Source organism: Marinomonas atlantica (assembly GCF_001639725.1).
GTDB lineage: Bacteria > Pseudomonadota > Gammaproteobacteria > Pseudomonadales > Marinomonadaceae > Marinomonas > Marinomonas atlantica.
Genome location: NZ_LTAW01000003.1, coordinates 259,926 through 273,488 on the forward strand (window position 1 = coordinate 259,926; position 13,563 = coordinate 273,488).

Here is a 13,563-nt window from a genome sequence, read left to right on the forward strand (position 1 = left end):
TCTATTGGTAGCCCTTGCGAATACTGTTTAAAATGCATTGAAAGTTTAGATATCGAGCTTGTTGCTAGTTTTTAAGCGTTCAATCATTTCTACCTCGTTATCGATCTCTTCGACACGATGATTCATCCCTACAATAGAAGAAATACTGCTTTGTACATCTTGAGTAGCCATTTCAGACATTTCACTCAGGCTACTGATTTGATTCGAAAGAGTTGTCGTACTTTCCAACAATTTACCCATAAATGAATCAATTTTGTCTATGCTAAGCTCAATGGAGCCAACTGAGCTGTCCACTGCATGAATCGTTTCGCCGGTTTGGTCTAAGCTTTTTTGCGTGTTTTGTGACAGCTGGCGAACTTCATCTGCGACAACGGCAAAACCTCGACCAGCTTCACCTGCTCTTGCCGCTTCAATTGCAGCATTGAGAGCAAGTAAGTTAGTTTGGTCAGCAATACCTGAAATAACTTTTAAAATACTCAGAACACGTTCAGCATTTTCTTTTAATTCTTTTACATTAGAGACCATTTCAGTACGGTCTTTCTCTTGCGCTTGAATGGCTTGACTAAACTGTGAAAATTCAGAGGTTACGTCAGTCACGACATTTTGTGTTGAATTTGAGTAATTTGTCACCCGCTCAAAACTGCCCGTTACTTCTTGTAGTAGCGGACGATACTCAGATAAATGATGAATAAGGTTTTCTTGAAGTTTATTCAGTTGCCGGCTGCTATTAAGCTGGGTCAATAGGAAGTATTCACGGAAATTCGCATAGTGCACTGGGAACTTATCAACAAAGTAGTCTTTAAAGCGATCCCCTTGACTGACTTTAAAAAAGAACAACCCAGTAAGGGTTTGGTTCATGTGTATGCCTAGAATTTCCCCGAAAGTTGAGTAACCAGCGGCTTTGATGTCTTTGAAACTGGTGACTTTGTTGAGATCGTTTGGGTTGTTAAGACGACGCAAAATACAGTCATTGGCAATCATAGCCACAGGCTTGGATGGCTTATCTTTCATAAAGTCTTGAAATGCGCGTTCGGTACTGCCAGCAAAGTCTTTTGCTTTCACTAAAACGAGCTCGTCACCAAAATCGAGATCACAGAAGAAGTGAATCAGTCCTGCACTGGTGTCTATTGCAGCCACTGAACGAATAAATAGCTCATTGCGAATGTTAACTGCAAAAGTGTGCCCCTTTAGCTTGCTTTCTAAGTCAGAAGGCTGGCAGTGAAAGTAGTGACACAAGTGATCAATGATATTGATCACTTTGCCTGTTTTTTTAGAAATAACACTGCTGACATTACGTCGCATCGCATCGGCTTCAGCAATGACAAACGATTCATTAGTCGACTCGAAATTATGGGTTTTAAGAATTCCAAATCGAGTATCTATTTTCATTTTAACAAAGGCGACCACAGCGCAGTTGTGCGCGACCTTCTTACCGTCATGAACTAATGCTTGTTGAAAGTCGAGCTTCCCCCCAGCAGAGCCACCTAAGAAATGGCAAGGAAACTCGCCAGTGGCGTACATAGCTTGCATGAAAAAGTTTTCTGATGATGATAAACCGTCGATAAAGGTGAGGGCGATGGTGTCGTTGAAGTGGACAAGGAAGGGCAGCTTTACTTGATTAAGCTCCTTTTCAATCGCTTTAATACGTTGTTTTTTAGACAGTCTAATATCACCTGAGCGCAAGTCATCACAGTGCAGAGGAATAGACTGAATGCTTACTTCGTCAAAAAGATCGCTACTAAAGCTTTGTAATACAATGTTATCCCACTGGCCATTTGCTTGCTGATACATATTACTTTGACCACTGTTCAATTCACCAGCGGTCATGATACCGATGATTTTTGAACAGAATGGCACACAACTTTTGATTTTATTGACGGTGGATTCAAAATTCAGATTGGGTGATATATAGGCAAGAATCAAACGTGTTTCGGCATGCTTAAAAGACAAAGGAGCCAGTGACTCCGAAGATATTTTTCCTGAGTTAAGCTGTACCACATTAGAAAATTCGCTTTTTGATTGCCCTTGTTCAGAGAGTTTTTCGCGTTTAAACCAAGCCATGTGTTATTTCCTAATATAAGCGTTACTTTGGTTTCAGTGTATGCTTCTCTAAAATGTAAACCTATTGTGTTTATGTAAATTTAGGTGGCTTTTTGATACGCGTCAATGACATAACTGAATGAGGGTTAGACGTCTAGCTCGGTTGCAACTGGCTTAATACCGCAAAACATCAGTGTTAAATTTCGAAAGCCTAACTCTATGTCCGGCCCATCTAGCCCTTTAATGCTTTGATCTAAAAGCGCGATATAACGCTGCATGTAAGCTAAACTATTAAGAGCTAGCCTTTGATTTGCGCTTTCATAAATGGGGACTCTCTTGTCCCATATGCGTAATTGCTGGCAGGCAGCACGTAGCCCTTTTTGCTGAGCTAAATGGCCAAGCTGCGCCAAAGTGGTCAGTTCACGATTAAAAAGCCAAAGCATAATGCTGTCTTCCACGCCTTCGGCACGCAGCTGGTTAAGGCAGTGAAGCGCTTCTTTTAGCTTGCCTGTTAACAAACGATCACTCAGATCATAGATGGAATACCGACTGGAATCGGCCACACTTTCGGCAATGGTCTGCTGCGATAATTGAGCACCTGGTCCATGGCTCAAGAGTAGTTTTTCCAGCTCTTGCGAAAGTGCTAATAGGTTACCTTCACCGCGTTCGCATAGTATGGCAGCCGCTTCTTTGTCTAATTGTAAGTTCAAAGATTTAGCGCGTTGCTGTACCCAAGTAGGCAATCGGCTGGCATCAATTGGCCAAACTTGAACGAAAGTCCCAGCTTGCTCCAGTGAGCTAAACCATTTGGTTTTTTGAGTTTTGGCGTCGACCTTCGGTAATGACAGCAGAACCATATTATCGAGATTCATGTGTTGAGCAACTTGAGCAAGCGCTTTGCTGTGCTTTTCAGACATTTTATCAATTTGGATATCAAACAAACGTCTTGTGGAGAACAAAGATAAAGCCTGCATTTCATTGATCACATCTTGCCAGTCAAACTGGGCGTCTGCGACGAATCTTAGGCGCTCTTCTATGCCGTGTTGTGTTGCATACAGACGTACGCTGTCACAGGCCTCTTGGCACAGTAATACTTCGTCACCCGAGATAATATAAATAGGCTGCAGCCCTTTTTCTAAAGACTGGTTAAGCTGATCAGGACGAATTTTCATATTAGAACGGCGCGTAATTTAAGTCGTATACCAGTTCTTCGGCAAGCTGACTGCTGACGCGTTGCATTTGTTCGGCATTGTAAGCGGCCTTAATACTTTGTTCCGCATCTTGGTTATTCAACATGATAGACGTACTGACTGTACGAGGACCCCATAGGGCTTTACCTGTTTCATTGCGAATGAAGTAAGTTGCAATGATTCTTCGTTGGACTTGGGTGATGTCATTATCTGTGGCGCGAGCCATGACGGTGTCTTCGGTGTTCAATGGATTGACTTTCAATTCGTATAAATTAGCGCTAGGTTCGGCATCAATGGTCTCGATACCTGCTTGTGCCAAAGCAATACGTAAATCTCGGTTGAAGTCTTGAGAATGATCACTTAGTGATACAACTAAGGTTTGCAGTTGCGCAGGGACATTAAGTTCGCCACGTAGTTGAAAACCACATGCAGGCAACAGCAGAGTTACAACGAGTATTGGAATGAACCAAAGTGAGCGGAGTTGCAAAGACATATAATTCCCATAAAAAAGGGATGGCCTAAGCCACCCCTTGAGTCACTTAGTTTGCGACGATGTTTACCAAGCGTCCCGGTACAACAATTACTTTACGGACGGTTTTACCGTCGATAAATTTCTGAACGTTAGGGTTAGCAAGGGCTTGAGCTTCGACATCTTTACTGTCTGCGTTAGCAGAAACCGTAATTTCAGCACGCTTCTTACCCAATACTTGGACTACGATAGTCAGTTCATCTTTAATTAATGCGGCTTCATCGACTGAAGGCCAGCCAGCATCTACCACGTTACCTTCGTAACCGAGTTCACTCCAAAGCTGGTGTGAAATATGAGGTACGATCGGTGCAAGTAGAAGCGTCGCTGCTTCAAGTGCTTCACGTTCTACTGCAAGGCCAAGCTCAGATTGATCTTCGAACTTGCTCACCTCATTACAAAGTTCCATTACTGCGGCGATTGCCGTATTGAAGGTTTGGCGGCGCTCAATATCATCGCTTACTTTACTAATGGTTTCGTGCGTTTTACGGCGCAGAGCTTTCTGGTCGCCATTCAATGCTTCAACATCCAGTTTGCCCGGTGTGCCAGCATTGTTATGACGGTAAGCAAGTGCCCATAGGCGACGTAGGAAACGAGATGCTCCGTCTACGCCAGCATCGTTCCACTCTAGAGATTGCTCTGGTGGCGCAGTGAACATGATGAACAGGCGAACGGTGTCGGCACCATATTTTTCAATCATCTCTTGAGGGTCAACTGTGTTGCCCTTAGATTTCGACATCTTAGTACCGTCTTTGTTTACCATACCTTGCGTTAGTAGACGCTTGAAGGGTTCGTCAGAGGTTACCAAGCCTGCATCACGCAGCAATTTATGGAAGAAGCGTGCGTACAATAGATGCAAGATAGCGTGTTCAACACCACCGATGTATTGGTCAACTGGAAGCCAGTAGTTTGCTTCTTCAGTTAGCATGGCATCATCAGAATCTGGACAGCAGTAACGCGCGAAGTACCAAGAAGATTCCATAAAGGTGTCAAATGTATCTGTTTCGCGCTCAGCAGGCTGACCGTTGTATGTTGTTGCAGAGAACTCAGGATTGTTCTTGATAGGTGAGTTCACACCATCCATAACAACATCTGTTGGCAGTTCAACGGGTAACTGGTCGTGTGGTGTTGTGACAACTGAGCCGTCTGCAAGGTTGATCGTCGGGATAGGCGTTCCCCAGTAACGTTGACGGCTAACCCCCCAGTCACGTAGACGGTAGTTAACTTTACGCTCACCAATGCCTTTTTCAGTCATGAACGCCGAAATCGCATCAAATGCCGCAGCAAACTCTAACCCGTCAAATTCGCCGGAATTGCACAGAATACCTTTTTCAGTGAAAGCAGCGGCGCTGAGGTCAATGGCTTCGTCGTTAGCCGGTTGAATAACTTGCTTAACGGGTAGACCGTACTTTTCGGCAAACTCAAAGTCACGTTGGTCGTGGGCTGGTACCGACATAACGGCACCTGAACCGTAATCCATCAAAACAAAGTTTGCTGCAAAGACTGGTACGGCTTCACCGGTAACAGGGTGGATAGCTTTGAAGCCAGTATCCATGCCTTTTTTCTCAACCGTTGCAAGGTCTGCTTCAGTGGTAGACGTATTTTTGCTCTCGTCAACAAATGCCGCAAGGTCAGCATTGGTTTCTGCCGCTTCAAGTGCAAGAGGGTGTGTCGCTGCTACAGCAACATACGTCACCCCCATGATAGTGTCTGGACGTGTCGTGTAAACGGATAGGCGCTCGCCTTTGCCTTCGACACCGAAGCTAAATTCAAGGCCTTCAGAACGACCAATCCAGTTGCGCTGCATGGCTTTTACTTTTTCAGGCCAGCCGTCTAGTTGATCTAGGTCGTTTAGTAGCTCTTCTGCATAGTCGGTGATTTTAATGAACCATTGTGGAATGTGTTTGCGCACAACTTGTGTGCCACAGCGCCAACAACCACCGTCTTCAACTTGCTCGTTAGCCAGTACGGTTTGGTCTTCTGGACACCAGTTAACAGCAGAGGTTTTTTTGTATGCTAGACCTTTTTCAACCAACTGAGTGAAGAACCATTGTTCCCACTTATAGTATTCTGGTTTGCACGTGGCAATTTCGCGGTCCCAGTCATAGCCAAAACCAAGCTTTTGTAGCTGGCCTTTCATGTAGGCGATGTTTTCATCGGTCCACTTGGCAGGAGCTGTTTTGTTTTTGATTGCTGCGTTTTCTGCCGGCATGCCGAATGCGTCCCAACCCATTGGTTGCATTACGTTTTTACCCAGCATACGCTGATAGCGGGAAATCACATCACCGATGGTATAGTTACGCACGTGACCCATGTGGAGACGGCCACTTGGGTAAGGGAACATGGATAGGCAGTAGTACTTTTCTTTGGTGTTATCGGCTACTGCTTTAAATACTTTGTTTTCGTCCCAATAGCGTTGTGCAGCAGCTTCAATCTGCTGCGGACTATATTGTTCTTGCATGTGCTTTGATCATCCCGTAATAGGCGTTAAGTTTGTTTGGCGACGATTATACTGTACATCGCTTTGAAGCGAGTTTCGCCAACATAAAAATGAAATATCCGCTATTTTATATAGATGGGGCGCACAATAGAAGGCGCATAACGATGGAGTTGTACAATCTATGAAAAAAGATACTGATCAAGACCTAGATTTGGTCGAAGAAGCGAAAAAAACCCTTGAGGGGGCCAAGAATTGGTTTTTGGAGGATGTTGAATTAATGAAAGCCTATTGGCATGACCAAATGGGCTACACCGAAGCGTGGGTGGATGCTAATTGGCACTTAGTCAAAGATGAGGGTGAAGGGCTGGCTGTGGACTTAGATAAAAAAGAAGACATTGCTTTGCTATGGCTGATTAATCATGCCAATAACAACCCCGTGCCTTTAGAGAAATGCTCGGTCGTTGGCCAAGGTGTACGTGCAGGCCGATATATATGTATGGACTGCGGCCATGAAAATAGCCATCAGGGCGGCCCTTTGAACCCTTGTGAAGTCTGTCATTATGGTCTTTTATATTTCCAAGGTGAGTAATATCTGTCTATTCGCATGCTCTCAGCCATCAGGTTTGGGAGCGGCGACAAGGTAAAAGTACTAAGCCAAATAGAAGAAGCAGCAATCCGAAAAGGCTAAGATTACCGTGCATGATATACGGTGTATTACCTGAAACGGTATATATTTCACTGGTTAGTGTCGCACGAACAAACTGTGGTAACTGGCTGGTAATCTGCCCCTGTTCATTAATAATGGCGCTGACGCCAGTGTTGGTGGCGCGAATCATATAGCGGCCAGATTCTTTTGCTCGAAATTGGGCGATCTGCAAATGTTGTAATGGACCAATGGAATCACCAAACCAGCCATCGTTACTAATAGTCAGCAATATGTCGCTGTCTCGTACCATCGATCGTACTAAGTCTGGGTACACCACTTCATAACAGATAAACGGTGAGATGCTTAACTCTCCGGCTTGGAGTGTTGGCTGATTAGTTGGGCCTTTGCGAAATTGTGACATAGGCATGCCAAATAAGTCGAAGATTGGACCAAACCATTTTGCTAATGGAACGTATTCACCAAAGGGAACCAGTTTTTGTTTTTCGTACAGGCCAAAGCCATTACCTGTTGCCCAAACGCCATTAAAGTAGCTATTTCGTTGCTCGTCCCAAACGGGTACGCCTGTTATTAGAGTGGTATTTTGTTCCGAAAGGTCTTCAGAAAAGGGCTTTAAGTAGGGTTTAACCTGATGAAGTACATAGGTAATCGCAGTTTCAGGCCAGACAACAATATCACTGTTAATATTTTCGATTGTTGCTTGTTGATAGTAGGACAAGGTAGGTGCAGCATTCTCTGCTAACCACTTTTCATCTTGTGAAATATTGCCTTGTACTAGTGTGACTGTGTGTAGATCTTCTCGTGTGACATAGCTAGGTGGCATGAAACTAAGGTACCCAGCTATCACCCATAAGAGCAAAGTAAACGAAGCAAATCGATAATGTTGTTTTAAAAATATTACGTTGGCAAAGGTCGCGGCAGATAATACGGCTACTGTACTGACTAGCCAAATACCGCCAATAGGTAGTAATTCGAATAACCAGTTCTGTTCACTAATATACCCAGGTAATAGCCATGGGAAGCCTGTAAAAAGAGTACTGCGTAACCATTCAAATACCATAATCATGGAAACGAAAACGGGAATCGCCCAAACCTTGGGTAAGCGTTTCATGGTTTGGAAGTAGGCGAGGCCGGCAAGGCCCCAATACAAAGAGGCAGTAGTAATGAATGCTAACGTAATGCCGATGGCGATGGGCAAGCCTACTTGGCCAAAATTCGCAATGCTGACGTAGACCCAAGATATCCCTGTGCCAAATAGCCCAAGCGCAAACGATAAGCCAAATGCGAAAGACTGCCTGTTACTCTGCGCGCCTTGCCATGCGAATGCCAGATAACTCATCGCAAATAGATAAATTGGCCAAATATAAAACGGAGCAAAGCTCAGTGTAGACAGCGCACCGAGTAAAAATAGGGCGGTTGATTGTTTTCTAGGGTGTTTGGAAAAGGATTTTTGGAGGCGTAAACGCCACCCCGTTACGTTCGTTGTTAAGGTGGCGTTTATATTCATAATTACTGTGAAGATTCTTCCGTGACTTTTGAGACTTGCAAGGTTTTAACACGACGCCCATCGGATTTAACCACTTTGAAGTGAAAGTTTTCAAAGGCTAGTTCTTCTCCACGTGATGGTACATGCCCAAACTGCTGCACGATAATGCCACCAATAGTGTCAAATTCTTCTTCACTAATGCTAGAGTTAAAATATTCGTTGAAATCTTCAACAGAGACTAGCGCCGGAACTGAGAAGACGCCTTCTTCGGCAGTTAATTGAATGTCTTCATTCTCTAAACGGTCGGTTTCGTCTTCAATCTCACCGACAATCTGCTCAAGTACGTCTTCAATGGTGACTAATCCTGACACACTGCCATACTCGTCTAGAACAATGGCCATATGGTAACGCTTAGTACGAAACTCATTAAGTAGTACGTTTAGGCGTTTGCTTTCAGGGATAAAGTTCGCTGGACGTAAGCGATCCAAGATGTCTTCGATGGTAATATCACCATCTTTAAACAACAAAGGCAGTAGATCTTTTGCGAGCAAGACACCAAGAATCTCATCCGAGTCTTCTCCCACGACAGGAAAGCGAGAGTGAGACGAGTCAATCACTTTTCGAATGGAGGTTTTAGGGTCATCTTCAGACTTGATAACCACCATTTGAGACGGTGGGATCATAATGTCGCGTGCCTGCACTTCGGAAACAGCCAGAGCTCCTTCAGCAATACTGAAGGCATCGCGGTCAATAACTTCAGATTTTACTGCTGTTTGTAGCAGTTCGATGATGTCTTGACGACTACGCGGCTCGTCATGGAAGGCTTGTGCCAAACGCTCAAACCAAGATTTCTGCTGATCGTTAGAACTTCCCGATCGGTCTTCGCTCATAGTGGTGAAACTCACTCGTTATCTATATAAGGGTCAGGAATAGAAAGCGCTGCAAGAATTTGTGTTTCGAGAGCTTCCATTTCCTCTGCTTCATTGTCTTTTATATGATCATAACCGCGCAAATGCAATACGCCGTGAACAACCATATGCGCCCAATGGTGCAGTAGTGGCTTTTGTTGCTGTTCTGCCTCACGTTCAACTACTTGGCGGCAAATCACCAAATCTCCTAATAGGGGCAGTTCAATACCTTCTGGTACTTCAAATGGAAAAGACAATACGTTAGTAGCACTGTCTTTTCCACGGTATTCAGAGTTTAACTCGTGACTTTCCGCTTCATCAACTAAGCGAATGGTCATTTCAAACTCACCATTCTCAGGCAGAGCAGCGATTGCCCAGCGTTGAAAATCATCTTCGCTGGGGAGGCCTTGCTCTTGTTCTGTTGCTGTTTGCAAATCAAGATAGAATTCTGACACGACTATTGACCTTGCTCATTTTGCTGTTGCGCTTCTCGTTCGGCACGATGTTGAGCTTCTTTCTCTTTGCGCTCAGCTTCGGCTTCCTCATCGAATTTATCGTACGCTTCAACGATGCGTTGAACCAATGGATGACGAACGACGTCAGAGGAGTCAAAGTGAGTCATGCTGATGCCTTTCACATTGTCTAACACATGTAGAGCGTGCGCGAGGCCTGAGTTAGTGCCGCGCGGTAAGTCAACCTGAGTTCTATCGCCTGTGATGACCGCAGTAGAACCAAAACCAATACGGGTTAAGAACATCTTCATCTGTTCGCGAGTAGTGTTCTGACTTTCATCTAAGATAATGAAAGAATTGTTCAGAGTGCGGCCACGCATAAATGCCAATGGTGCGATTTCGATAACGTTTTTTTCAATTAACTTATCCACCAACTCAAATCCCAGCATTTCATATAGCGCATCGTAAAGAGGGCGCAGATAAGGGTCGATTTTTTGCGATAAGTCACCGGGTAAAAAACCAAGCTTTTCACCAGCCTCTACGGCAGGACGAACCAGCATGATGCGTTCGACTCGATCCGCTTCCAATGCTTCTACAGCACAGGCAACCGCTAGGTAGGTTTTACCAGTACCCGCAGGACCAATGCCAAAATTGATATCATTTTTACGGATCTCTTGAACATAGCCTTGTTGGTTTTTGCCTTTTGGTTTTATGAATGCCTTGCGGGTTTTAATAACAACTTGACCGCTTTCTGATTTACCTTTTGAGAGCGCTTCAATGGCAGATTCTTGAAGGTATAGATGAATCGTTTCTTTGGTGATCTCTTTTTGCGCTAAAGCTTCGCGGTAAATGCTTTGCAGCAACATTTTGGTTGCAGCGACACGATCACTGTCTTCGCCAGAAATTTCAAACAGCTCACCACGACGAGAAATTGTCACACCTAGGCGCTGCTCAATCTGTTTTAAATGATCATCAAATTGACCGCATAAAGCGGCAAGAGCTGGAGCCTCAGAAGGCTCCAAGCGAATTTGTTGTGATGTTACAGATGTTGTGTCCAAAATAGACCTTATTTAGTTAATTCGAAATCTGCGTCCAACTCAGAGCCGACGAATTCGCCGAGTAATGAGTTAGGGTAGGCATCAGTGATGACTACGTCAGCAAATTTGCCAATCAGTTTAGTATCGTCGGCAGGGAAGTTGACGATACGGTTGTTTTCAGTACGACCTTGAAGTCGACCTGGATCACGAGGAGAGTAGCCACTTACCAAAATACGTTCAATGTTACCCACCATGTTTAAGCTAATATCATAAGCCTGCTGGATAATACGACGTTGAAGAATCGCTAGGCGCTCTTTCTTCACCTCTTCTGGTGTATCGTCTTCTAAGTTAGACGCTGGCGTACCAGGGCGCTGGCTGTAGACAAAACTGAATGAATGATCAAAGCCGATCTCTTGGATCAGGTTCATCGTATCGATGAAATCTTCATCGGTTTCGCCAGGGAAGCCGATAATAAAATCAGACGATAGGCTTAGACCCGGTCGCGCTGCTTTAATACGGTTGATTTTATCAATGTAGAATTGGCGATCATGGCCGCGCTTCATACCAGACAAAACATTGTCAGAACCACTTTGAACCGGCAGATGAAGATGGCTTACCAGCTTTGGCTCAGTTCTGAATGCTTCGATTAAACTATCCGTGAACTCAACTGGGTGAGATGTTGTGAAGCGAATACGCTCAACGCCAGGTATTTGCGCTGTCGCATGAATAACATCCGCTAAATCCATTTCATCGCCTTCAGCGTTTTCACCACGGTAAGCATTTACATTTTGGCCTAGTAGGTGAATCTCACGTACGCCTTGCTCAGCAAGTTGCGCCACTTCCACCATGATGTCTTCAAAGTGACGGCTCACTTCTTCACCACGTGTGTAGGGTACAACGCAGAATGTACAGTATTTACTGCAACCTTCCATGACCGAGACAAAGGCTTCAGCACCGTCAACGCGTGGCGCAGGAAGGTGATCAAATTTCTCAATTTCCGGGAATGTAACATCCGTAATCGGAATAGAGTTAGCGGCTGCATCGACCATTTGAGGAAGCTTATGCAGCGTTTGCGGGCCAAATATCATATCTACGTGTTTAGCACGTTTACGGATATTGTCGCCTTCTTGAGAGGCAACACAGCCACCCACACCAATTTTTAGATTTGGGTTCTTCTCTTTTAATTTTTTCCAACGGCCTAGTTGGTGGTACACCTTGTCCTGCGCTTTTTCACGAATAGAGCAGGTGTTAAGCAGTAATACGTCCGCTTCGTCTGCATTGTCAGTAAGTTCCATCTCATGAGAATCGCCGAGAAGGTCTGCCATACGAGAAGAGTCGTATTCGTTCATCTGACAGCCGTGCGTTTGGATAAAGAGTTTTTTAGCCATGTAAAAAGTAAACCTAGTAAAAATGTGAGTCATGGGACTTTGGCGCACATTATATTGAGGTTTTCGTCTGATTCCCATAGGGTGTGGAAATGCAGGAGCAGGATTTTCAAAATCTATTACGAATTCGTGATGGTTGATATGAATAAATAACCTATCCTATCGTCATAAACCTTGATGAATAAAATTGCCTATGAAGTACGTCAACCCCTTTATATTTGCTGGCTTAGCAGCTTTTTCACTGAATTCCTCAGCAGCGTCTGAACTGCCAAACTTCGAGATAGCATTGGGCGCTGGGGTGGCAAAAGATGAACCAGCATTTAATATTGATTTAACCGTGAATATTCCTGTCAATCAAAGGATCGCGTGGCAAGTCAATCTAGACAGTGATTATATCTTTGATGATCCCACTTTTGAGGATTACTCAACTTCGGAATTTAATACATTAGGCTTTTATCGAAAAGATAATTGGAGGTTGGGTGCTGGTCTAGGCTACATTCAGAAAAAATCACGAGATGATTCGTTTAGTAAAGAATCCAAGTTTGTGGGCCATCTACTCGCAGCCTATCATTGGGAAGACCTAACGTTAGATTGGCAATATTCTGGTTATAATAACAAATTTGAGCGTGCCGTAACGATGGAAGCTGGGATGTTGTGGTATCCCGATATACAGCAACGTTTTGGTGTCTATGTAGAAGAGCAAGAACGTGGCACGGGGTGGCGCTTAGAAGCTTTAACTCAACCTGAAAAATATAATCAACAAGTCGCTTTTGGTGTAATTATGCGTAATGGAAATGGACCTGGATTTCCTTACATTGGTATGGAAATGCGTTACTACTTTGATCGATCTATCACGATTAAAAATCGCGATAGAAACTTTCATTAATGTCTAACTTTGGCTGAGAATGTGTGGCTTGAGAATATGCCAGTAGGGCTCATCAACCGGCATGACACTTAATCGACTGCCTTTTTTAGTCAGTGGAAAGCCGTCTAACTCTGGCCAACTTTTTAGTAATGTTAGAGTGAGCGGCTTTGTTAGCTTTGACTCAAAAGCGAGCTCCACTTGGACCCAGCGTGGTGTTTCAGCTGTAGACTTAGGGTCATAGTATGGACTTTTAGGGTCCCAGCAACTGGGATCAGGATGTGCAGTTTTTGAGACAATTGCGGTACCTACAATTGCTGGAACTTTACAACTTGAATGGTAGAACAGAATAATATCGCCCTTTGCCATTTCACGCATGTAATTACGCGCTTGAAAGTTACGAACACCGTCCCAGTTTTCACGCTGGCGATGCTTCAAATCGTTAATCGAAAACGCATCCGGCTCCGATTTCATTAACCAAATAGCCATTTTTCCTCGTCACAATGTTGCTGATTTTGCAGAAAGATACATAGATTTTGTTCATTAAGCTAAGGATAGCCTCTACAATTAAGA

12 protein-coding genes are annotated in these 13,563 nt (G+C 44.2%); 2 read left to right on the forward strand and 10 right to left on the reverse strand.

Annotated features, from left to right (window positions below):
* Positions 1–45: 45 nt before the first annotated feature.
* The 4 genes from AYW75_RS06370 to leuS form a co-directional block, all read right to left on the reverse strand.
* Entirely contained in the window at positions 46–2,061 is a 2,016-nt protein-coding gene (locus tag AYW75_RS06370; protein ID WP_067097062.1) for a methyl-accepting chemotaxis protein, read from the reverse strand.
* A gap of 125 nt (positions 2,062–2,186) precedes the next feature.
* A complete protein-coding gene (holA, locus tag AYW75_RS06375; protein WP_067097065.1) occupies positions 2,187–3,212 on the reverse strand; it encodes a DNA polymerase III subunit delta in 1,026 nt (341 codons plus the stop codon).
* A gap of 1 nt (position 3,213) precedes the next feature.
* Positions 3,214–3,723: an LPS-assembly lipoprotein LptE gene (locus AYW75_RS06380; protein ID WP_067097067.1), complete on the reverse strand. Its 510-nt coding sequence runs from the start codon at positions 3,721–3,723 to the stop codon at positions 3,214–3,216.
* A gap of 46 nt (positions 3,724–3,769) precedes the next feature.
* Positions 3,770–6,217: a leucine--tRNA ligase gene (gene leuS, locus AYW75_RS06385; protein ID WP_067097070.1), complete on the reverse strand. Its 2,448-nt coding sequence runs from the start codon at positions 6,215–6,217 to the stop codon at positions 3,770–3,772.
* Between the two features lie 160 nt (positions 6,218–6,377).
* Here leuS and AYW75_RS06390 point away from each other — a divergent pair, with 160 nt between their 5' ends.
* Positions 6,378–6,785, forward strand: coding sequence for a hypothetical protein (locus tag AYW75_RS06390; RefSeq protein ID WP_067097072.1), 408 nt, complete (start codon positions 6,378–6,380; stop codon positions 6,783–6,785).
* 28 nt (positions 6,786–6,813) lie between these two features.
* Here AYW75_RS06390 and lnt read toward each other — a convergent pair whose 3' ends face one another.
* Genes lnt through miaB form a run of 5 tightly spaced genes read right to left on the reverse strand, consistent with a single transcriptional unit; the run spans position 6,814 to position 12,131 of the window.
* Entirely contained in the window at positions 6,814–8,367 is a 1,554-nt protein-coding gene (gene lnt, locus AYW75_RS06395) for an apolipoprotein N-acyltransferase (RefSeq protein WP_082856420.1), read from the reverse strand.
* A gap of 2 nt (positions 8,368–8,369) precedes the next feature.
* Positions 8,370–9,236 carry an HlyC/CorC family transporter gene (locus tag AYW75_RS06400; protein ID WP_067097075.1) on the reverse strand — a complete coding sequence of 289 codons (867 nt, stop codon included), beginning with the start codon at positions 9,234–9,236 and terminating at the stop codon, positions 8,370–8,372.
* A gap of 11 nt (positions 9,237–9,247) precedes the next feature.
* Positions 9,248–9,709 (reverse strand): rRNA maturation RNase YbeY, encoded by a 462-nt coding sequence (gene ybeY / locus AYW75_RS06405; RefSeq protein WP_067097077.1) that lies wholly within the window; start codon positions 9,707–9,709, stop codon positions 9,248–9,250.
* A gap of 2 nt (positions 9,710–9,711) precedes the next feature.
* Entirely contained in the window at positions 9,712–10,764 is a 1,053-nt protein-coding gene (locus tag AYW75_RS06410) for a PhoH family protein (protein ID WP_067097080.1), read from the reverse strand.
* 8 nt (positions 10,765–10,772) lie between these two features.
* The gene (gene miaB, locus AYW75_RS06415) at positions 10,773–12,131 is read right to left on the reverse strand and encodes a tRNA (N6-isopentenyl adenosine(37)-C2)-methylthiotransferase MiaB (RefSeq protein ID WP_067097082.1); all 1,359 of its coding nucleotides are present in this window, start codon (positions 12,129–12,131) and stop codon (positions 10,773–10,775) included.
* Positions 12,132–12,321: 190 nt separating this feature from the next.
* Between miaB and AYW75_RS06420 the strand changes: the two genes are divergently transcribed.
* A complete protein-coding gene (locus AYW75_RS06420; RefSeq protein WP_067097085.1) occupies positions 12,322–13,014 on the forward strand; it encodes a hypothetical protein in 693 nt (230 codons plus the stop codon).
* A 3-nt stretch (positions 13,015–13,017) separates the two neighbouring features.
* Here AYW75_RS06420 and AYW75_RS06425 read toward each other — a convergent pair whose 3' ends face one another.
* Positions 13,018–13,479, reverse strand: coding sequence for an EVE domain-containing protein (locus AYW75_RS06425; protein ID WP_067097088.1), 462 nt, complete (start codon positions 13,477–13,479; stop codon positions 13,018–13,020).
* Positions 13,480–13,563 lie beyond the last annotated feature (84 nt).